Annotated in this window: 24 protein-coding genes; 14 read left to right on the forward strand and 10 right to left on the reverse strand. The window is 61.3% G+C overall.

Annotated features, from left to right (window positions below; genetic code table 11):
* Both ASG19_RS24120 and ASG19_RS18150 read left to right on the forward strand, forming a co-directional pair.
* Positions 1-531 (forward strand): hypothetical protein (locus ASG19_RS24120; protein WP_062460583.1); only part of this gene is annotated, 531 nt, incomplete at its 5' end.
* A 131-nt stretch (positions 532-662) separates the two neighbouring features.
* The gene (locus ASG19_RS18150; RefSeq protein WP_180215467.1) at positions 663-1,166 is read left to right on the forward strand and encodes a CopD family protein; all 504 of its coding nucleotides are present in this window, start codon (positions 663-665) and stop codon (positions 1,164-1,166) included.
* Here the strand turns inward: ASG19_RS18150 and ASG19_RS18155 are convergent.
* Positions 1,144-1,644, reverse strand: a complete 501-nt coding sequence (locus tag ASG19_RS18155; RefSeq protein ID WP_062460587.1) for a DUF2231 domain-containing protein — start codon at positions 1,642-1,644, stop codon at positions 1,144-1,146. The two genes, ASG19_RS18150 and ASG19_RS18155, sit on opposite strands and share 23 nt — an antisense overlap.
* Before the next feature lie 60 nt (positions 1,645-1,704).
* Between ASG19_RS18155 and coxB the strand changes: the two genes are divergently transcribed.
* The 3 genes from coxB to ASG19_RS18170 are packed head-to-tail and all read left to right on the forward strand — an operon-like array spanning position 1,705 to position 5,222.
* Positions 1,705-2,373, forward strand: a complete 669-nt coding sequence (gene coxB, locus ASG19_RS18160) for a cytochrome c oxidase subunit II (RefSeq protein WP_280136959.1) — start codon at positions 1,705-1,707, stop codon at positions 2,371-2,373.
* Positions 2,370-4,877, forward strand: a complete 2,508-nt coding sequence (gene ctaD / locus ASG19_RS18165) for a cytochrome c oxidase subunit I (protein ID WP_062460590.1) — start codon at positions 2,370-2,372, stop codon at positions 4,875-4,877. Before coxB ends, ctaD begins: the two co-directional genes overlap by 4 nt.
* Positions 4,878-5,222: a hypothetical protein gene (locus ASG19_RS18170; RefSeq protein ID WP_062460593.1), complete on the forward strand. Its 345-nt coding sequence runs from the start codon at positions 4,878-4,880 to the stop codon at positions 5,220-5,222. It begins immediately after the preceding gene.
* A 21-nt stretch (positions 5,223-5,243) separates the two neighbouring features.
* On the opposite strand, the gene ASG19_RS18175 is transcribed toward ASG19_RS18170, so the two are convergent.
* Complete coding sequence (locus ASG19_RS18175) at positions 5,244-5,753, reverse strand: sigma-70 family RNA polymerase sigma factor (protein ID WP_062460596.1); 510 nt, start codon at positions 5,751-5,753, stop codon at positions 5,244-5,246.
* Between the two features lie 199 nt (positions 5,754-5,952).
* On the opposite strand from ASG19_RS18175, the gene ASG19_RS18180 reads away from it, so the two are divergent.
* The gene (locus tag ASG19_RS18180) at positions 5,953-6,387 is read left to right on the forward strand and encodes a pyridoxamine 5'-phosphate oxidase family protein (RefSeq protein ID WP_062460598.1); all 435 of its coding nucleotides are present in this window, start codon (positions 5,953-5,955) and stop codon (positions 6,385-6,387) included.
* A gap of 95 nt (positions 6,388-6,482) precedes the next feature.
* Here the strand turns inward: ASG19_RS18180 and msrA are convergent, their stop codons facing one another.
* Entirely contained in the window at positions 6,483-6,986 is a 504-nt protein-coding gene (msrA, locus tag ASG19_RS18185) for a peptide-methionine (S)-S-oxide reductase MsrA (protein ID WP_062460601.1), read from the reverse strand.
* 161 nt (positions 6,987-7,147) lie between these two features.
* Here msrA and ASG19_RS18190 point away from each other — a divergent pair, with 161 nt between their 5' ends.
* A complete protein-coding gene (locus ASG19_RS18190; protein WP_062460604.1) occupies positions 7,148-7,591 on the forward strand; it encodes a hypothetical protein in 444 nt (147 codons plus the stop codon).
* 32 nt (positions 7,592-7,623) lie between these two features.
* On the forward strand, positions 7,624-8,001 hold the full coding sequence (locus ASG19_RS18195) for a PH domain-containing protein (protein WP_062460606.1): 378 nt from the start codon (positions 7,624-7,626) through the stop codon (positions 7,999-8,001).
* Between the two features lie 110 nt (positions 8,002-8,111).
* Here ASG19_RS18195 and ASG19_RS18200 read toward each other — a convergent pair whose 3' ends face one another.
* The 5 genes from ASG19_RS18200 to bdcA all read right to left on the reverse strand — a co-directional run bounded on the left by ASG19_RS18200 (position 8,112) and on the right by bdcA (position 12,552).
* Positions 8,112-9,275: a zinc-dependent alcohol dehydrogenase gene (locus tag ASG19_RS18200; RefSeq protein WP_062460610.1), complete on the reverse strand. Its 1,164-nt coding sequence runs from the start codon at positions 9,273-9,275 to the stop codon at positions 8,112-8,114.
* A 55-nt stretch (positions 9,276-9,330) separates the two neighbouring features.
* Positions 9,331-10,206, reverse strand: a complete 876-nt coding sequence (locus tag ASG19_RS18205) for an SDR family oxidoreductase (RefSeq protein ID WP_062460613.1) — start codon at positions 10,204-10,206, stop codon at positions 9,331-9,333.
* A gap of 285 nt (positions 10,207-10,491) precedes the next feature.
* Positions 10,492-10,863, reverse strand: a complete 372-nt coding sequence (locus ASG19_RS18210) for a hypothetical protein (protein ID WP_062460616.1) — start codon at positions 10,861-10,863, stop codon at positions 10,492-10,494.
* 9 nt (positions 10,864-10,872) lie between these two features.
* Positions 10,873-11,673, reverse strand: a complete 801-nt coding sequence (locus ASG19_RS18215; protein ID WP_062460619.1) for an alpha/beta fold hydrolase — start codon at positions 11,671-11,673, stop codon at positions 10,873-10,875.
* Between the two features lie 165 nt (positions 11,674-11,838).
* Complete coding sequence (gene bdcA, locus ASG19_RS18220) at positions 11,839-12,552, reverse strand: SDR family oxidoreductase (protein ID WP_062460623.1); 714 nt, start codon at positions 12,550-12,552, stop codon at positions 11,839-11,841.
* Positions 12,553-12,626: 74 nt separating this feature from the next.
* Here bdcA and ASG19_RS18225 point away from each other — a divergent pair, with 74 nt between their 5' ends.
* Positions 12,627-13,217 (forward strand): TetR/AcrR family transcriptional regulator, encoded by a 591-nt coding sequence (locus tag ASG19_RS18225; RefSeq protein ID WP_062460626.1) that lies wholly within the window; start codon positions 12,627-12,629, stop codon positions 13,215-13,217.
* A 99-nt stretch (positions 13,218-13,316) separates the two neighbouring features.
* Here the strand turns inward: ASG19_RS18225 and ASG19_RS18230 are convergent, their stop codons facing one another.
* Both ASG19_RS18230 and ASG19_RS18235 read right to left on the reverse strand, forming a co-directional pair.
* Positions 13,317-14,618: a sorbosone dehydrogenase family protein gene (locus ASG19_RS18230; protein WP_062460629.1), complete on the reverse strand. Its 1,302-nt coding sequence runs from the start codon at positions 14,616-14,618 to the stop codon at positions 13,317-13,319.
* A 156-nt stretch (positions 14,619-14,774) separates the two neighbouring features.
* Entirely contained in the window at positions 14,775-15,485 is a 711-nt protein-coding gene (locus tag ASG19_RS18235) for an FCD domain-containing protein (RefSeq protein ID WP_062460632.1), read from the reverse strand.
* A gap of 157 nt (positions 15,486-15,642) precedes the next feature.
* Here ASG19_RS18235 and ASG19_RS18240 point away from each other — a divergent pair, with 157 nt between their 5' ends.
* The 5 genes from ASG19_RS18240 to hydA all read left to right on the forward strand — a co-directional run bounded on the left by ASG19_RS18240 (position 15,643) and on the right by hydA (position 20,667).
* Positions 15,643-16,440 (forward strand): transporter substrate-binding domain-containing protein, encoded by a 798-nt coding sequence (locus ASG19_RS18240; RefSeq protein WP_062460636.1) that lies wholly within the window; start codon positions 15,643-15,645, stop codon positions 16,438-16,440.
* Positions 16,441-16,518: 78 nt separating this feature from the next.
* On the forward strand, positions 16,519-17,190 hold the full coding sequence (locus ASG19_RS18245; protein WP_062460639.1) for an amino acid ABC transporter permease: 672 nt from the start codon (positions 16,519-16,521) through the stop codon (positions 17,188-17,190).
* A complete protein-coding gene (locus tag ASG19_RS18250; protein ID WP_062460642.1) occupies positions 17,190-17,939 on the forward strand; it encodes an amino acid ABC transporter ATP-binding protein in 750 nt (249 codons plus the stop codon). The genes ASG19_RS18245 and ASG19_RS18250 overlap by 1 nt, the downstream gene beginning before the upstream one ends.
* Before the next feature lie 26 nt (positions 17,940-17,965).
* A complete protein-coding gene (locus tag ASG19_RS18255; RefSeq protein ID WP_062460645.1) occupies positions 17,966-19,234 on the forward strand; it encodes a cysteine desulfurase-like protein in 1,269 nt (422 codons plus the stop codon).
* A 14-nt stretch (positions 19,235-19,248) separates the two neighbouring features.
* Positions 19,249-20,667, forward strand: coding sequence for a dihydropyrimidinase (gene hydA, locus ASG19_RS18260; protein WP_062460648.1), 1,419 nt, complete (start codon positions 19,249-19,251; stop codon positions 20,665-20,667).
* Positions 20,668-20,710: the final 43 nt, after the last annotated feature.

The following is a 20,710-nucleotide window of genomic DNA, read 5'->3' on the forward strand; positions in this document are numbered from 1 at the left end:
GAGATCCGCGCGCGCCTGCCTGCCGCTTCGCGCAAGTTGCTGGATCTCGATGGAGGCAGCCTTGTGCTTGCGATGCCCGAGACGTCGAAGACCGAATTCCGTTTTGTGTCGGGCGTTGTAAGCCAAGCGCTCGTCGGCATCGAAGGCCTCGCCGTGATACCGCGCGAAATCCAGGATATCCTGACGATTTCCGCGACCGAAAGACTTCGCTGGCTCACCGATGGCCGCTTGCCCAGCGCCGGAACTCGCACCGTGCGGCTGGCGGGACGCGCAAAGAAGATCACCTTCCATGTCTTCGATCCACGCCTCGTCGAAGAACTCCTCGACGGTGGCACCGTCGACGAGTGGCGGGAGGACGACAAGGCGATGGCGGCGGAAAACAGACGGCGGGCCGCGCTCAAGACGAAGCTGACCCGCTCGCTGAAGACCGCCGCCAAACGCCAATCGACGGCTGGAAAAACGGCTGATGACAACGAGGGCGCGGGCCTGTCGGGCTGGGAAGAATTCGGGCGCGACGGGTTGCTCGGATAGTCCCACAGCCTTCGATCTCGCCGCGCACGGACGGCCGCTACGAGGTCCTCACAGATTCGTGTCCTGGAAAGACGGGTACACGGCTCCATTTACGCACGCTTGCACCACATCCGTCATGCATTGGGCCGGTATTGATCATCGCATTCCTGAAATTCGTTCACATCACCACGATTGCCATCTGGGCAGCCGGGTTGATCAGCCTGCCGGGCCTTTACGTGCAACGTGCCCATGTGAAGGATAAGGATGCGCTTTACCGTCTTCAGATGATCGTACGCTACGCCTATGTGGCGATCATTTCGCCCGCGGCTTTCGTGGCGGTGGCCAGCGGCACGGCTCTGATTTTTGGACAGCAGACGTTTGCTGGCTGGTTTTCGATCAAGCTGCTGTTCGTTGGCCTGCTTGCCATCTTGCATGTCCTGACCGGCCTGATCATCATCCGGCTTTTCAAGGAGGGGGAGACGTATCCCGTCTGGCGCTTTGTTGCGGCAACCATCGTCACCACCGCGGTCGTCGGAGCAATCGTTTTCGTCGCACTCGCCAAACCGTTTATCGGACTGGAATTGCCCGGCGAATTCATGCGCCCGGGCGGCCTGCGCACGCTGGCCGAACGCATCAGTCCTTGGCCGATACCATGAGGCCGACACCATGATCGAAAATCAGCTTGCCGCCATGCCATCCAGCCATGCCCGTCATGATGCAGGTGAGCAGAGACACAAGAATTCCATGCGGCAACACGTCGCCGGCGCCAGTGACCCGCAGACCCCAGTTGAGACCGGCGCAGGCGATCAGCGTCACCGCGGCGATCGCATGTGCCCAGCTGGCGACGCGGCCGCGAATGCCCGGCACCGACAAAAGCTCGATCGTGCCGACAGCACCGGCTGCGAGACCGAAGAAGAAGACGCCACCGGAACTCCAGAGACCGGCCCGCAGCCAGAACGGATCGGCGGACCACCAGAACAGCGCATCGACCGCAAGCGTTATGAAGGCAAGGGCGATCGGGAAGTGCACGCTCATCGCATGCAGCGGGTGCCCGGCGACGGCAATTGCCGAGCTGGCATCCTTGTCCCTGACATCGGCCACGACCGGGTTCGTCGTTTCTGTATCGTCTTTCATTACGTCCCTCCGTTCGCAGGGCAAATCCATCAGGTCCGCACTTGGTTCCGCGTCCTCGCGCTGGCTGCTGTTTCTGCAGCGCTCAGCAGTTGCACCGGCGACCTCTCGGCGCTCGACCCCGCCGGACCATCCGCGGGTTCGATTGCCCAGCTGTGGTGGGTGATGCTGTGGGGGTCTGTCGTCCTCTTTACACTCGTCGTCGGGCTCTTTGCCGCCACCCTGTTTCACCCGCGCTTTGGACGCGGCCTCTCCCAGAGCGGCTGGATTGTATGGGGCGGCCTCGTTCTTCCCCTGCCCGTCCTCACCGCACTGACCTTCTACGCGTTTTCTCAAGGCGAATTTCTGTTGAATGGCGGCAGCGACAAGACCGAGGACGTGCTGGAGGTCAGGGCTGTCGGCAGCATGTGGCAATGGCAGTTCTCCTACCCGTCCCTGCCGGGCAGCCGGACCGCAACCGACCTCCTGCATATCCCGGCGGGCAGAACCATCGAAATCATCGCCGAAAGCGAGGACGTCATTCACAGTTTCTGGGTTCCCCGCCTTGGCGGCAAGATTGATGCCGTTCCCGGCCATGCCAACCGGCTGCGCATCCACGCCGACCAACCCGGACGATATGGCGGCGTCTGCTCGGAATATTGCGGCACCGGACATGCCGGCATGCGTTTCGAGGTGCGGGCGCACACGGCTGACGATTTCGAAAAGGCAATCATCGGGGAACTCGCCCGATGACCGACCCCACGTCGCCCGGGCACGACCCGATTGCGCTGCATCGCGCGCTGGACCGCTTATGGGCTGGAAAGCCCGGCTGGGGTCGTCTCGCCGCCGTCAACCACAATGTGGTTGGCGTCCGTTTCATGCTGACCGCTCTCGTGTTCTTTGCGATCGGCGGCATCCTGGCAATGTTGATCCGCACCCAGCTTGCCTCCGCCAACAGCGTGTTCATGGACGCCGAGACCTACGGGCAGGTGTTCACGATGCATGGCACCATCATGATGTTCCTGTTCGCGATCCCCTTCTTCGAGGGCATGGCGATCTACCTCTTGCCGAAACTGCTCGGCACCCGCGACCTCGCCTTTCCCCGTCTCGGGGCCTACGGCTACTGGTGCTACCTGTTCGGCGGCATGATCCTGATCGGCGCGCTGATCGGCGGCGTTGCGCCCTCCGGCGGCTGGTTCATGTACACGCCGCTATCTTCTTCGGTCTATTCTCCCGGCATCAACTCCGACGTCTGGCTGCTCGGCATCACTTTCGTGGAGATCTCTGCCCTCTCCGCTGCGGTCGAGATCATCGTGACGATCGTGAAGATCCGCGCCGCCGGCATGTCGCTTGACCGGATGCCGATCTTCGCCTGGTACATGCTCGTGGTCGCAACCATGATGCTGGTCGGATTTCCGCCGCTCATCCTCGGATCGATCCTGCTCGAGGTGGAGCGCGCCTTCGACCTGCCGTTCTTCGACCCCACGCGCGGCGGCGATCCGCTTTTGTGGCAGCACCTTTTCTGGCTGTTCGGTCACCCGGAGGTCTACATCATATTTCTGCCAGCAGCAGGCGCGATCTCGACCATTCTGCCCGTACTCTCAGGCACGCCGCTTGCGGGTTACCGGGTGATTGTCGCGGCCATCGTCTCGATGGCGTTTCTGTCCTTCGGCCTCTGGGTGCATCACATGTATACGGGCGGCATACCGCATGTGGCGCTCTCCTTCTTCTCGGCGGCAAGCGCGCTGGTCGCGGTGCCGACGGCCGTCCAGATCTTTGCCTGGCTCGCCACCATGGCGCATGGGCGCCCGCGCTTTTCCATTCCGATGCTGCATATCTTCGGGTTCTTCTTCGTCTTCGTCATCGGAGGCCTGACGGGTGTCATGCTGGCCATGGTGCCGTTCGACTGGCAGGCCCACGACACCCATTTCGTGGTCGCCCACCTGCATTATGTTCTCGTCGGCGGCTTTATCTTCCCGATGCTGGCGATGGCCTATTACTGGCTGCCGCATCTGACCGGAAAACAACCCGTTCAACACCTGTCGAATGCGGCGTTCTGGATGATCTTCATCGGGTTCAACGTCACCTTCTTCTTCATGCACCTGACGGGTCTGCTCGGCATGCCGCGGCGCGTCTTCGAATATCCGACCGAGTTCGGATGGGAGACCCTGAATTTCATCTCGTCGATGGGAAGCTTCATCATGGCGATGGGGTTTGCGCTGGTGGCGCTCGATTTCATCCTTCTGTTCAAGTTCGGTCGGCCGTTCAGACGAAATCCGTGGAAGGCCGGGACGCTGGAATGGGCGATGCCGACACCCCCTCCGTCCTACAACTTCGCTTCCATTCCGAGGGTGAACAAACGCGCGGACCTGCTCGATCCCGATACGCTCGGCCCCTACCTTGCGTCTGGCCGCGGCTACCTCGGCATGCCGCGCAATGATCGCATGGAAGTGCTGGGCGTGGATCCGGTAACGGGAGAGCCGGACCAGGTGGTGATGCTGCCGCGCCAGACATACCTGCCGCTCTGGACCGCGATCGCCACAGGCGCATTTTTCCTGATGATGCTGTTCAAGCTTTATTGGGCAACGCCCCTGGCGCTGATCTCCATCATCGCCTGCTTCTGGCTTTGGACACGCCGCGACCCCCTCCCCGTCGAAAACGATCTCGTTCCGATCGGGCATGGGTTAAGCGTGCCGGTTCACCTGCATGCGAGCACGCCGCCATCCTATCTGGCGATGGTGCTCACGCTCGTCGCCGATGCGACGCTCTACATATCCCTGTTGTTCGGCTGCCTTTTCCTATGGGTTTCCGCGCCCAACTGGCCGCCGGCCGGCTTTGTCGTCGACGTGAAGCTGTTGGCGCTCGCGGTCGGCGGGGTGATCATGAGCTGTGTCGGAGGTCGTCTGGCCGCACGTCCCAACGGGGCGGTGATGGTGGGCAGTGCGCTGGCGCTGCTCGGACACCTGATCTCGACCGGGCTGTTCCTCGCCATCGCGTTGCTGGTCCTCCCCGCGCCGTCGGGCCATGCCGCGATCGCCTCCGTGTTCGTGATCTTCATCTACGCCGCCCTGCACGGCACCATCGGCGCCGTGTTTGCGGCCCACGCCCTGTGGACGAGCCTCGGAAACAGGAAGGCTATTCTTTCCCTCGATCTCAGGATTGGCAGGCTGTGGCATGACTATACGGCAGCAGCAGGCATCTGCGCCGCGGCTTTCTATCTGGCTCTGCAAAGCCTGATCGGCGAAGGAGGCCTCTAGATGCGCCATCCGCTTCTGCTTGCTATCTCGGCGTTCGTGGTCTGGAGTGGAGCATTCCTGACGATCTACGCGGTTCAGGCGACCGGCTGCAGCCTGGACTGGCAGAGTGGCAACCTTGGAGCCTGGACATCGCCGCTCCGGCTGCTGTTGATAACGATGATGGTCGCCAGCGTTGCGGCGGTTGTCGTCATCCTGCTGCGCCAGTTACGACCGCGCCTGAAGGCACCGGTTTCCGAGACCTCCAGCTTTATCAACGGGGTTGCGATCTACGTATCGATCGCCGCCCTGTTCTCGACCGCCTTCTGCTTCACCGGCGTCGTCTGGCTGACACTGTGTTCAGCCTGACGCGATCCGGTCATCTGGCATTCAGATCGATGCCACGGTGGAAACAGTCTCGCCCATCTGGGCGGCGAGGAAATGCCTTGCGCGGCTGATCCGGCTCTTCACCGTACCGACGGCGACATTGCATTTGTCGGCTGCAACGTCATAGGACTGGCCGTCCTCAATCACCAGCTTGTAGGCATCCCGGTACGTCTCCGGCATCGCCATCAATGCCCGGTCGAACTCGCTCTTGCGGATGGCCCACTCCTGGGGCGAAGACGCTGCAGGCATGAGGTGCTCGAGATTTTCGGTTCCGATGCTCATGCGCTTTGCCCGCTGAAAGGCGGTATGATGGGTGTTGCGCATGATCGTGAACAACCATGATTTGAGGTTGGTCCCGGTGGCGAACGAAGGCAGCGCCGCAAGGCCCCGGAGCAAGGTTTCCTGGACAAGGTCGTCAGCATCGGTCGCGTTTCGATGGAAGCGCATCGCAAAGCGCCTCAGCGCTGGAATAAGTGCTACGACTTCGTGGTGCAATCTGAGATCGGCATCCATTCTCGTCTCCTCCTACTAGAGGTAACTCAAGTCGCAGTTGCGCTCATCGTTCCGTTCGATGACGCCCAATCCGGGAAGGGTACGTTAACGTACGTAGGTAAGTGACCGGATGCCGGTCTATGGCGCCCGAGACTGGCGCACCGGAACCAACGAGAGAACCGCCAGTTCCTACTCCATTCGAGCAACACCTGGAGCAACCATGTCCGAACTTACGCTGCACGACCTGTCGAAGAAGATGGCAAAGCTGGACTTTGCCATGCTGACCACCACGACATCATCCGGCAACCTCACTTCGCGGCCGATGAGCAACAACGGCGACGTCGAGTACGACGGCGACAGCTATTTCTTCGCCTACGAGCAGTCGAAAAAGATTGCGGAAATCCGCGCCGACAGCGCAGTCGGCCTTACCTATACGGGCGCAGTCGGCATGCTGGGTGGTTCGCCGCTCTTTGTCGGCGTTGAAGGCTCGGCAACGCTCATCACCGACAAAGCGACATTCAAGGATCACTGGACCAAGGACCTCGACCGGTATTTCCCGGAGGGGATCGACACCCCCGGTGTCGTGATGATCCGCGTGACGGCTAAGACGATCCGCTATTGGGACGGCAGCGACGAAGGCCAGATCTCGCTGTAAGCTGATCTGTCCCCAAGTGGGATGGCATTACGACTTGGGCCCGGTGTTTCCACCGGGCCCAAGTGCGTTTCGGGATAATGTTATCGGGCGACCCGTTACGCTGCACGCTTCGGCAGCCGCCAGTTGGGCCGCGGGAAGTGGCAGGTATAGCCATTGGGGATTCGCACCAGATAATCCTGATGCTCAGGCTCCGCCTCCCAGAATTCCGCCTCAGGCACGACTTCCGTCACGACCTTGCCCGGCCAGATACCGGACGCATCCACATCGGCGATCGTGTCAGCGGCAACATTCTTCTGTTCGTCACTGGTGAAGAAGATCGCGGAGCGATAGCTCGAGCCGACGTCGTTACCCTGCCGATTGCGGGTGCTTGGATCGTGGATCTGGAAGAAGAACTCCAGCAGGTCGCGGTAGGTCGTCTTGGTCGGATCGAAATTGATCTCGATCGCCTCCGCGTGGCCCTCGTGATTGCGATAAGTCGCGTTTGCAACACTTCCGCCCGTATAGCCCACGCGTGTGGATTGGACACCGGGAAGCTTGCGGATCAGATCCTGCATTCCCCAAAAGCAGCCGCCTGCTAAAACTGCGCGTTCGGTTGTCATGATGTATCTCCTGTTCGTCCGTCTCGCCAATATATGGTGTCGCCTTCCGCATTTAACCAGACGGCTCGAACGACTGATCGCAGCACTTGTCGGTAAACGAGCAGAGCAGTGGAACTGTGCAACCCGCCGTCAGTTCGGGAACCTTGCAGGAGAAAAGCGCAATGTCTGATATCGACGACATCCACGGTGACAAATTCTCGGACACCTCGATCAGCGAGACAAGGGTTGGGCAATCGGTCGAAAGCGAGGCCCAGATCAGAGACGCGTCGGTGACGACCACGCCCGGCGAAACGCTCAACATCTACAGGCTCGAGCCGACCGCCCGTAGCGACGATCCGCGGTGGCAGAATGCTCCCATGCAGGGCGCAGTCACGGTTGCCGCAAGGACTGCCGGCGATGCACGGATTGTAGCGACCAGCCAGGAAGTTGACTTCCAGCAAGTTGATGCAGCGCCTGCCGAAGGCGTCAGCACCGACTTCGCCAGCGCGTTCCGCGACGAAAAGCTCTACACCGTCATTGAAATTGCGCGTGGCCGAACCGATCTCTCTCGCGGCGTCATCGACGCCGGTGGTGTGATCGAGATGATCAAGCCGCTTCAGGACTAAAAACCCAAAACCTTTGCCGGGAGATTGCAATCATGGGCCTTTTTGACGGATTTCTGGGCCATGGATCGACAGTCGACCCGGCAGACCTGAACAAGCGTCTCGATGGCGTGCTGATCGATGGAGAACAGCCGCAACTCGCCTTCAAACTCATCCGCGATTTCTTCGTCTTCACCCAGTATCGCATCATTATGGTCGACATCCAGGGGATGACGGGAAGTAAGGTCGACTACATGTCGATTCCCTACCGGTCGATCACCCGGTTTTCGGTCGAGACTGCGGGAACGTTCGATCTGGATTCGGAGCTGAAAATCTGGGTATCGGGTAGCGACAGCCCGATTGCGAAAACGCTGAAAAAGGGCACCGATGTGCGCGGCATACAGCGCGCGCTCGCGACCGGCATCTTCCGTTAAAATCAAGGTATCAAAACGACAATGCGGTTGAATGCCCGGTGCTTCGCCGCATCCTCTTCATGCTTACAAGAGAATGGCCTGCGGCAGATGCCGCAGGCCATTCGATTTGATTAGCCGTTCGGGCGTATCACGACCTTGACGCAGCCGTCCTGCTTGTCGCGGAACGTCTTGTAGGCCTCCGGACCTTCCTCAAGTCCGATGCGGTGCGTGATCAGGAATGACGGATCGATCTTGCCATCCTGGATCAGCTTCATCAGCGGCTCGAGATAACGCTGAACGTGGGTCTGACCGGTCTTCAGGGTCAGGCCCTTGCCCATGAAGGCGCCCAGCGACGTCGGAACGGCCGGACCGACAAACACGCCGGGAAGAGAGACCGTACCACCGGGCCGGCAGGCGAGGATGGCCTGGTTGAGCGCGTAAGGACGCTCGGTTGCCGACAGTTTGGTCTGAAGCGTTTCCATCACGCCACCGGCGCCATGGCTCTCAAGACCCACCGCCTCGATGACCGCATCTGGCCCAAGACCGTTCGTCATGTCGAGAATGCGCTGCTGCAGATCCTCATCCGCATAGTCAAGCGTCTCGGCACCGGACTGTTGAGCAAGCGCTAAGCGCTCCGGCACGGTGTCGATCGCAATCACGCGCTCTGCACCGAGCAAGAACGCCGACTTGATCGCAAACAGGCCGACCGGACCACAACCGAACACGGCAACCGTCTGGCCCTGCTTGATGTCGCAGTTTTCGGCCGCCATGTAGCCTGTCGGGAAGATGTCGGAGAGGAACAGGACCTGTTCGTCGGTCAATCCATCCGGCACCACGATCGGCCCGACATCGGCGTAGGGAATGCGCAGGTACTGGGCCTGGCCGCCCGGGATCTGGCCGTACATTTCCGAGAAGCCGAACAGGCCGGCCGTCGGATAACCGATCTGCTTGGCCTGCATCGCGCCGTTGGGGTTCGATCGTTCGCAAAGCGAGAACTGACCCCATTTGCACTGACGGCACTCGCCGCAGGAAATCGTGAACGGCACGACCACGCGGTCGCCGACCTTGAGCTTCGAGTTTCCGCGGCCGACTTCGACCACCTCACCCATCGTTTCATGGCCCATCACGTCGCCTGCGTGCATGCCGGGAACGAAACCACCATAAAGGTGAAGATCCGAGCCGCAGATGGCGCAGCTCGTGACCTTGATGATCGCATCGCGGTCATGCTGAATGATTGGATCGTCTACTTCTTCGCAGCGGATATCACCGCTGCCGTGCCATGTAAGAGCTTTCACGTTCTAACCTCCGGTCGTGTTGCATTCGCGTTGGTGTTCATGCGCATGTTCATGTTCAAGGTTGCCCGCTGCCACCGGCAGCACCGTAGATCTGTCCCGTCGAGAAGCTTGCGCCGTTGTCGGCAAGCTGGACGTAGATCGAGGCAAGCTCGGCAGGCTGACCCGGTCGGCCGAGCGGCGTATCGCCACCGAACTCGACCAGCTTTTCCATCGTCGCGCCGCCCGACACCTGCAGCGGCGTCCAGACCGGGCCCGGCGCAACGCCGTTGACGCGGATGCCTTTCGGGCCGAGCTGCTTGGCCATCGACTTCGTGAAGCTCATGCCGGCCGCCTTGGTGATGGCGTAATCGACGAGGTTCTCGGACGGATCGTAGGCCTGTTCGGACGTTGTCTGGATGATCGACGATCCCGGCTGCAGATGCTTGAGCGCCGCCTTGGTCAGCCAGAACATCGCGTAGATGTTCGTCTTCATCGTCGCGTCGAAGGCTTCGGTGGTGATATCAGACAGCGACTGGGCCTGCTGCTGACGGCCCGCATTGTTGACCAAAATGTCGAGACCACCCAGAGCCTTTGCGGCATCTTCGACGAGCTTCACGCAGAATGCCTCGTCGCGCAGATCGCCGGGAAGTGCGATGCCCTTGCGACCTTCCTTTTCGATCAGGGCGATGACTTCTTTGGCATCCGGCTCTTCATCGGGCAGATAGTTGATCGCGACATCGGCACCCTCGCGGGCATAGGCAATGGCAGCCGCACGGCCCATCCCGGAATCGCCGCCGGTGATCAGAGCTTTGCGACCAGCCAGCCGGCCAGACCCCTTGTAAGACGTCTCACCGTGATCCGGCTTCGGCGTCATCTTGCCGGCCAGTCCTGGAAATGGCTGGGTCTGCTTCTGAAACGGAGGCTGCGGGTACTTGGTCGTCGGGTCTTCCATACTGGATGCCTTTACAGTCGTATCTTGAGAAAATGCCGGCAACGCCGAAGCGGCGAGCGCCGCTGTGGTGGACGCAAGCATGTGTCGGCGGGAAAGAATGAGCGATGGGAATGTCGGCACGATAATGTTCCTGGATTATAACCCAAGAACTAAGGTGGACGGGGAGTGTTCCCACATTCGCCTGTCTATCTTCACGGGAGGCTTCGTTCAGCCACCAGACCAGGCGTAATCCATGCAAAGAATGCACCGGCCGCAGCTCTGCTGCCGGTGCAATATGTCAGTGGTTCAGCGGATACGGCTGAGAAGCTGTCCGGCGATCAGCGGAACGGCAGCCGTCCCCACGGGTCCAAGCCGCAACCGTTGTGCAAGCCGACCAAGAACGAAGGTTGCCGTGGCGGTTCCGATCAGCTTCACCCACGAATTTTCTGGGGTCTGGGAGGACGGCAATGCACGCCGGGTCTGGCCCTCGCCTTCGATCTCGGCAATCCGGTTGCGCAGATAGACGACTTCCCGACGCAGCCGTTCCATTTCGGCTTCGCTGCCGGACATGGCCCCGGCCGATGCGCCGCGCTCGCCATAGGCGACGTCGTCCAACTCGTCGAGATGTTCATTGAGAAGAGCGGTGCTTTCGAACCCGCGTGCTTTGATATTGGTCATGGTTGTCCCTCAGATCGCGCTTGGAGCATAGATACGGTTGTCGACGTCGAACCGGTTCTGCTGAAGCCAGCCGTCGATATAGGCGGCGACCTCTTCCCAGCCGGGTTCACCGCAGATGTAGTGGCCACGGTTGGGGAACTCGCGGAAGTCGGTCACGCTGCCGGTATTCTCGTAGGCCTTGAAATTCTTCTCGTTGAGATCGGCGGGAATGATCTCATCCTTCTCGCCGGCAACCAGAAGCAAAGGTTCATGCGGACGGCTGAGATCGATCTTGCCGGACGAACCCATGCAGTCGCGCAGAACGTTGCGGCTGTCGTGGGTCGCCGTCTTCTCGAACTCGACAGCCGCCTGCTCTTCCGATAGCGTGTTGGCGAAGGAGCCATGGAACGTCTTTGCGTCCATGTAGACCGGCTCATCACCCTTCAGCGGATTGGTGATGATGGCGCTGTTCTTGATGAAGCCCCAGTCGAAATCGAGCATGGCATTCGGCGCAACCGACGAGATCGCCACCGCACCCGAGACGTGGCCATCCGCGAGCAGCTTCTGCGCGATGAGACCTCCGACAGAGTGACCGATGACGACAGGCTTATCGAGGCCTGCGACTGCCGATTTGATGGATGCATAGATGGCATCGAGGCTCAGCTCACCGAGCCCGGCTGGCGGGTTGTCGCGCAATGCCTTCGGATCGCCATCGTGGAGAGGCCATGCCGGGGCGCTGCAGTCGTAGCCTTTGTCGCTGAAGTAGCGAACCCAGTTGTCCCAGCTTTTGGGATTTTGAAACATGCCATGCACGAAAACGATCTGCGTCATCGATAATCCTCTCTTTTCTGAGAGAGAGGAACCGAAAACCCGCGCCGTTGTTCCCACGCGCTGAAAGACTTGGGCAAGCAGATCGCAGATTGCTGAGTCCAGAGCTGTAAGGCCAGTCGTGCGACTGGCCTTATGCGATGTCGCCCCGGATGGGGTATGCCGGGATTACGCTCCGAACGCACCGTCGATCGTGTGCATTGCCCCGGTCACGAACCCCGCCTCCGGGCCGGCGAGCCAGGCGACCATTCCGGCAACCTCTTCCGGACGACCGTGGCGCTTGATCGCCATGAAGCTGTGCATCAGGTCTTTCATCGGTCCGTTTTCCGGATTGGCATCCGTATCGATCGGCCCCGGCTGAACGACGTTGATGGTGATGCCGCGTGGCCCGAAATCGCGCGCCAGCCCGCGGGCCAGTCCCTGCAGGGCAGACTTGCTCACCGCATAGGAGGCCATGCCCGGAATGGGCATCCGGTCACCATTGACGGAACCGATGACGATGATCCGCCCGCCGTCCGGCATCTGACGCGCCGCTTCGACCGAGGCGTGATAGGGCGCATGGATATTGATCTGGAAAAGCCGGTCGATCGCGTCCGGATCCTGTTCAAGCGCATCGCCGAAGACAGCAATTCCGGCATTGACCACCAGCACGTCCAGCGGGCCGCTTTCTCGCACCCGGGCAATCACGGCATCGCGGCTGGAGCTGTCGGTCTGAACAGCCGTAGTCTTGGTCTCTGCCGCCAGCTCATCCGCCGCCGCGCGAGAGCCGGCATAGGTGAAGGTCACGTTGGCACCGTCGTTTGCAAACCGCCGCACGATGGCGGCGCCGATACCCCGGCTACCGCCGAGAACCAGAACGGATTTTCCCTGAAAAGTCGTCATCTGAGATCCTTGAGAAATACAGTAATGACTGCTACATAAATCATCAGGGTTCATCGTCAAGGTATTTTGTAATAATGACTACAGATATTCCGCGTACCCGCGGTCGCCCACGTCGTTTTGATGCCGACCAAGGTGTGGAGATCGCCCAGAAGCTGTTCCATGCGCGCGGCTATGATGCCGTGGGGGTTGCCGATGTCACGCAGGCACTCGGCATCAATCCGCCCAGCTTCTATGCCGCCTTCGGCAACAAGGCCGGCTTGTACGCGCGCGTTCTTGAACGCTACTCGCTAACGGCGGCGATTCCGCTTGCTGATATCCTGAGGCCCGACCGCCCGGTTGCCGAATGCCTTGCGGCCGTGCTGGAAGACGCCTGCCGGCGCTATGCGTCCGACCCGGCTACCGCTGGCTGTCTCGTTCTGGAGGGAACCCATTGCGATGATCCGGAGGCACGCGCGGCGACCCGTGCATTGCAGGCAGCAGCGGAGGATGTGATCCGCGGCTTTATCGCAGCGCGGCATCCGGAAAAGGCGGAAAGCGTGACCGATTTCGTCTCGACCACAATGACCGGCCTCTCCGCCAAGGCCCGCAGCGGATTGGAACTGGACCGCCTCATGGCCATTGCCCGCCTTGCCGGACGGATCCTGACGCAAGAGCTTGCGGATTGATCATCGCCGCTGCGGTCGGGCCTGCAGCGACGGAACGCGATTGCTGCGCACCCATCGGGTGGCACGCAGCAATCAACTCAAATGTTCTACGTCGCGCGATCAAGCGCCGGTGACGCGCCAGATGACATCGCCCACATCGTCCGCCATCAGCACGGCACCGTCGGCGGCGAGAGCCACTCCGACCGGACGGCCGAAGGAGTGCTTTTCGTCCTTGGACAGGAAGTCGGTGAGGATTTCGCGCGGCATTCCCACGGGCTTGCCGTTCTCGAAAGCGACGAAGGCGAGCTTGTAGCCGGAAAGCTTGGACCGGTTCCACGACCCGTGCTGGCCGATGGCCATCCCCGCCGGAAAGCCCGGCAGCGTGCCCGCCGGCAACCAGCAGAGCCCGAGCGACGCCGTATGGCCGCCCAGCGCATAGTCGGGCTGCTGCGCGGATGCCACCTTTGCGGCATCCTGCGGAACCCGGTCGTCCACGACCCGGTTCCAGTAGCAGTAGGGCCAGCCGTAGAACCCGCCGTCGCGAACCGATGTCAGATAATCCGGCGGCGTCTCGTCACCCAGGCCGTCGCGTTCGTTGACAACCGTCCACAGCATGCCGCCTTCAGGCTCGAACGCCATGCCGACGGGATTGCGAAGACCGCCGGCAAAGATGCGCGACTGGCCCGTCTGAAGGTCGTATTCGTGAATGCAAGCGCGGTTTTCTTCCACGCCCATGCCTTCGTCGGCGATATTGCTGAGCGATCCCACGGCCACGTAAAGCTTGGTACCGTCCTTGCTGACGATCAGGTTGCGCGTCCAGTGTCCGCCGGGCACCAGATCCATCAACTTCTTCGGCTGCGCGGTGATCTTCGTCGCGCCGGCTACGTAAGGATAGGCCAGAAGCGCGTCACTTGCTCCCACATAGAGCGTATCTCCGACAAGCGCGATGCCATAGGGCTGGCGCACGTTTTCGATATAGGCGAAACTTTGCTCGGCCACGCCATCGCCATCCGCGTCACGCAGCAACGTCACACGGTTGGGGCTGTCGCCGGAAGCGCGCGCCCGCTGCATCGTCGCGGACATGGCATGGTCGAAGAGGCTGCGCGGATTTCCCCGCTCGCCCATCGATTCCGCCACCAGCACATCGCCATTCGGCAGAACATGCATGTTTCGCGGATGTACGAGCCCGCGCGCGAAGGCATTGACCTTGAGGCCCGCCGCTGCCGTCGGCTTGTGATCGCCCTCCCAGCCCTTGGCTGTCGGCATCTTCAAGGTCGGGATCTTGCCCTGCGGCTTTGCGGCCGGAATGGCAGGCGTCGTGCCGAACACCGGCTGTCGCGGGCCATCCCCTGAATGACGAATAAGAACGGCGCCCTGGCCGATAAAGGCGACGACGCGGGCAAACAGAGAAGGCTCAGTCATGGGGGAACTCTGACATTGAGGAATCCGAAAAGCAGAACGCTAAAGCCTTTATGCAACAGACACTAGAGGGCAAAGGCACAATTTATCAGAGCATCCACCGCGGCCAGGGTTGCCGCCCGGGTGACCCTTCGGCCACCGGATGCGGCCCCTTCCTGCCTATGGCTGAAGACCGGCACAGCGCGCGGTGTTGCGGATATGCGTTTCCATTTCACTCTTCGCCAAAGCCGCATCGTTCGCTCTCAAGGCCGCAATGATGCGCCGGTGCTCGGCGATCGACTGTCGCATCCGCTCGGGATCGGTCATCGGAATCGGTTGCCGCTGCGTCTCGGTGACCTGGTCGCGCACCGTCTGGTAGAGCGCCTTCAGCATCGTGTTGGCGCAGGCCGAAACGATCGTGCCGTGGAAATCGAGATCTGCGTCGACGTTTGCGAGCAGGTCCTGGCGGGCCCAGCAATCCTCCATCGTCTGCGTCGCCATTTCCATCTTCTCGAGCTGCGCCTGCGACAGGCGGCCCGCGGACAGACGCGCGATCTCCCCTTCCAAGAGGATGCGGGTCTGGAACACGTCGAACACCGAATAGCTGTCCGAGTAACGCCACGGCGCCATGTGACCGGACTGGCTGATGGCGCCGTCCGAGACCGAGCTCGAACCCGCCGTCACGAACGTGCCGCGACCGGCTTCGGTCTTCAAAAGGCCTAGCGTTTCCAGGGTCAGCAGCGCCTCGCGCAAAGACGCCCGGCTGATCCCGAACTTTTGCGAAAACTCACGCTGTGACGGGATCTTCTCCCCGGCCTTCAGCTGGCCGGCCTGGATCATCGTCTGGATTTCGCGGGCCACCGACTGCGGAACGAGCGTTTTGTTGAGCATGCGAACCTATTCCAGCTGGGCCCCTGCGGCCTGTCAGATATATTTTTCCCCGACCTATCTTGCAAAGCCCAAAGTGCCGTGCTTGTTTGGTCGGACTGGTCTGACCAGTTAGACCAACATAGATTGCGTCTCATCATAAAAACAAGGGGTTCTCTCAATGCTACACGCGTCACGCATCAAAACCACTCTTCTCGCCGGCCTGTTTACAGCGCTCGGCGCAATCGGCGTTCATGCCGCCGATCTTACCGTCGGCGCCAATATCGGCAATGTGCCGTGGGAATTCGAAGACGCCAGCGGCAAGGTGACCGGTTTCGAGATCGATCTCGTCAACGAAATCGCGAAGCGCCTCGGCAAGACCGTCGAATTCGTCAACACGCCGTTCAACGGCCTGTTCCCGGCGGTCCAGTCGGGCCGCATCAACATGGCGGTGTCGTCGATCACCATCACCGAGAAGCGCCTGCAGTCGGTGTCCTTCGCCCAACCCTATTACGACAGCGACCAGTCGCTGACCGTCACGGCCGCTTCCGGCATCACCGGCCTCAAGGGTATGAGCGGCAAGGTCGTCGGCGTCGATACGGGCTCGACCGGCGACATGTGGGCAGACAGCCACAAGGGCGAATACAAGCTCGGCGAAATCCGCCGTTTCGAGGGCCTGCAGCCGGCCATGCTCGATCTCGTTGCCGGCCGTGTTGACGGCTACATCTCAGACATCCCGGCCCTGCTCTACTACGCCAAAGACAAGCCGGAGCTGAAGGTTGTCGAGCGCATTCCGACCGGCGAGAAATACTCGATCATGTTCAACAAGGGCGATCCGCTCGCAGCCGAAGTCAACGCCGTCATCACCACGCTGAAGGGCGAAGGCTTCATCGCCAAGCTGCACCAGACATGGTTCGGTGCCAAGGCCGAAGACACGACCTCGACCGTCGCCGTCCTCGACATGCCGAAGGCCAAGTAAGGCTCACGCGAGCAAACTTGAATTGCATCCGGCGGAGCGCCAAACGCTCCGTCGGCTTGCCAAGGGAGCCGATCCGGCATGAACCTTCTCAATACATTCTTCAACATACCGGTCTTCCTGAACAGCCTGCCGCAGCTGCTCTGGGGTCTGGTCGTCACGCTGCAGATCGGCATCACCAGCATTCTGGTCGGTCTCGCCGGCGGACTGTTTCTGGCGGTGGCACGGCTTTACGCTCCGGCATTCTTTCAGGTCCTGATCCGCATCTATATCGACATCTTTCGCTCGATACCGCTGCTGGTTCTGCTGATCGTCGTCTACTACGCCCTCCCCTTTGTCGGCATCCGCCTGTCGCCGTTCCTGTCGGCGGTAACCGCGCTGTCGCTCGTCTCGGCCGCCTATACCGCCGAAATCTTTCGCGCCGGCATCGAGGCCATTCCGCACGGACAGTTCGAGGCATCCTCGGCTCTTGGTCTATCGGGTCGGAGCACGATGATGGACATCATCCTGCCGCAGGCGATCCGGATCGTCATTCCGCCGCTCACCAACAATTGCATCAACGTCATGAAAGACACGGCGCTTGCCTCCGTCGTCGCCATGCCGGATCTTCTCAAGCAGGCAACCCAGGCGCAGGCGCTCAACGCCAACCCGACGCCGCTGATCGGGGCTGCCCTCATCTATATCGCGCTGCTCTGGCCGATGGTGGCCGTCGTTGCGCGTCTCGAAAAGCATTACAGCCGGGGGAAACGCTGATGGCGAAGACAACCGGCCCCTTGATTTCGATCCGCCGCCTGAACAAGGCCTATGGCACATTCACCGTTCTCCACGATATCGATCTCGATGTAGCCGAAGGCGAAGTGGTCTGCATCATCGGCCCCTCCGGCTCCGGCAAATCGACGCTGATCCGCTGCATCAACCACCTCGAAGCCTTCTCACCGGATAGCACCATCACCGTCGACGGCACCCGCGTCGCGCCGGGACCGGCGCTTGCGAAAGTGCGCGCCGAGGTCGGCATGGTGTTCCAGTCGTTCAATCTCTTCCCGCATATGACGGTGCTGAGAAACGTCATGCTGGCGCCGATGCGCGTCAGGAAGGCATCGCCTGAAGATGCGGAGCGCAAAGCCCGCGAACTGCTGGCCCGGGTCGGCATTTCCGAACAGGCGGAAAAGTTTCCGGGCCAGCTTTCCGGCGGCCAGCAGCAGCGCGTGGCGATTGCCCGGGCGCTTGCCATGGAACCCGGCGTGCTGCTGTTCGACGAGCCAACCTCTTCGCTCGATCCGGAAATGGTGGGCGAAGTGCTGGATGTGATGCGCAAGCTCGCCGGGACCGGCGTCACCATGATCATCGTCACCCATGAGATGGGGTTTGCCCGCCAGGTCGCCGACCGGGTGATCTTCATGGATGCAGGACGCCTTGTCGAAGCCGGCACGCCGGCCGAGATATTCGACAATCCTCGGGAAGAACGGACACGCAGTTTCTTGCGCGCCGTGCTCAATCATTGAAGAACAACAAACGCAGGACCACAGGGATGAACACCACTTCACCACTCGATCTCGATTATGTACGAAGCCAGTTTCCCGGCCTCGCGCGCGGCTGGACGCTGTTCGACAACGCCGGCGGATCGCAAATCCTCAAAGGTGCGGTTGAGCGCATCAACACGTTCCTGATCGAGAAGAACGTCCAGATCGGCGGCTCCTACGCGGTCTCGCAGGCAGCGGCCGCCGCACTCTACGAATCGCGCACCGCGGCCATGAACCTGGTCAACGCCTCGCGTCCGGAAGAAATCGTCTTTGGCGCTTCCACCACTCAGCTGCTGCAAAACCTTGCCCGCGCCATGCAGAGCCAGCTCTCGCCCGGCGACGAAATCATCGTCACCGTCAGCGATCACGAATCCAATATCGGTCCCTGGGACCGGCTGCAGGAGCGCGGCATCACGCTGAAGTTCTGGCCGCTCAACAAGGACACGTTGACGCTCGATCTCGCCGACCTTGCTCCGCTGATGAGCGATCGCACCAAGCTCGTCTGCGTGACGCACGTGTCGAACATCCTCGGATCGATCAACCCGATCAGAGAGATCGCCGATTTCGTGCATGCCCGTGGCGCAAAGATCTGCGTCGATGCCGTGGCCTATGCCCCGCACCGCGCCGTCGACGTGCAGGCGCTGGATGTCGATTACTACGTCTTCAGCCTCTACAAGACCTATGGTCCGCACTACGCGCTGATGTATGGCAAATACGATCTGCTGGCCGAGCTCGATACGCTCTATCATTACTTCTACGGCAAGGACAAAGTGCCGGGCAAGCTCGAGCCGGGTAACCCGAACTACGAGCTTGCCTATTCGACCTGCGGCATCGTCGACTACCTGACGGCGCTTGGAGAACAGGCCGGCGAGACCGGCACGGTGCGCCAGAAGATCGAGGCGGCGTTCGCAGCGATCACCGCCCAGGAAAACCTGCTGGTGGAACGCCTTCTCGCTTACTTGCGCTCGCGCAACGACTGCCGCATCGTCGGCCAGACGACGAACAGCGGTAGCACGAGGGTCCCGACGATCGCGTTCCGCTTCGATGGCCGCGACGCCGGCGAAGTCTGCAAGGCGATGGACGGCGAGAAGATCGCCATCCGCTTCGGCGATTTCCACTCGCGCCGGCTTGCCGAATACCTTGAGCTGACCGACCACGGCGGCATGGTTCGCGTGTCGATGGTCCATTACAACACGCTGGACGAGATCGATCGCTTTACCGCAGCACTCGATCGGATCCTCGCGACCGACGCTGGCCGCGCGGTCGCCGCCGCTTAAGAAGGGAACGGATCATGCGCTTCGATACGGTCATCAGACACGGCACGGTGGTTACCGCCAGCGACACGTTCGTGAGCGATGTGGGCATCAAGGATGGCCGGATCGCCGCCCTTGCGGCGGAACTCACCGATGCCGACGAGGTGATCGACGCCACAGGGCTGTTCGTCCTGCCTGGCGGAATCGACAGCCATGTCCATCTCGACCAGCCATCCGGCGACGGCATCGTCATGGCCGACGATTTCGATACGGGCACCCGGTCGGCGGCCATCGGCGGCAACAGCACGGTTCTCGCCTTCTGCATGCAGGAGAAGGGCCAGAGCCTGCGCGAGGCCCTGAAGATCTATCACGCCAAGGCCGAAGGCAGATGCCATGTCGACGTCGCCTTCCACCTTGTGATCACCGATCCGACCCCTGAGGTGCTTGGACAGGAACTGCCGGCGCTTGTCGAGGACGGCTATACCTCGCTCAAGGTGTTCATGACCTATGAGGGTCTGCGTCTGCGCGACGACGAGATCCTGGCCACGCTCGACACCGCACGGCGCACCGGCGCGCTGGTCATGGTTCATTGCGAGAACGAGGATGCGATCCGCTACCTGATCGGCCGGCATGAGGAAGAAGGCAAGTTCGCCCCGAAATTCCACGCCACGACCAGACCAATCGCCGCCGAACGCGAAGCCACCCACCGGGCGCTGTCGCTGGCCGAAATCGTCGATGTGCCTGTTGTCATCGTGCATGTCTCCAACCGCGAGGCGATGGAAGAGATCCGCCGCGCCCGAAAGCGCGGCCAGAAGATCGCCGGCGAAACCTGCCCGCAATATCTGATGCTGACGGCTGATGATCTCGACCAGACGGAGATGGAAGGCGCCAAATTCGTCTGCTCGCCGCCGCCGCGCGACAAGGCGAGCCAGGATGCCTGCTGGGAGGGACTGGAACAGGGCGTCTTCGACCTGTTCTCCTCCGACCACTGCCCTTTCCGCTTCGACGATCCGGAAGGTAAGCTGAACGAAAAGGGCAAGCGCAACTTTCGCTGGATCCCGAACGGCATACCGGGCGTCGCCACCCGCCTGCCGATCCTGTTTTCCGAAGGGGTCATGAAGGGGCGCATCGACATCAACACGTTCGTTGCCGTGACCTCGACCAATCATGCCAAACTCTACGGTCTCTATCCCCGCAAAGGCACGATCGCGATCGGCGCCGATGCAGACATCGCGCTTTGGGATCCGGACAAGCGCGTCACCGTCACGAACGACCTCCTGAAACACGGCGCGGACTATACGCCCTATGAAGGGCTCGAGATCCGCGGCTGGCCGGTGCAGGTGCTTCTTGGCGGCAGGACCATCGTCAAGGACGGAGAGCTGACCGGGCCCGAAAGCCGCGGCCGCTATCTCCCGCGAAACCGCTCGTCCCTGACATCGAGCCGCGGTTCAACCTGAGGCGTTGCACAGCTGCAACGCCTTTCGCTGGCCACCACGTCTG

This window comes from Rhizobium sp. Leaf306, from assembly GCF_001423425.1.
In the GTDB taxonomy this organism is placed as follows: Bacteria; Pseudomonadota; Alphaproteobacteria; order Rhizobiales; family Rhizobiaceae; genus Neorhizobium; species Neorhizobium soli.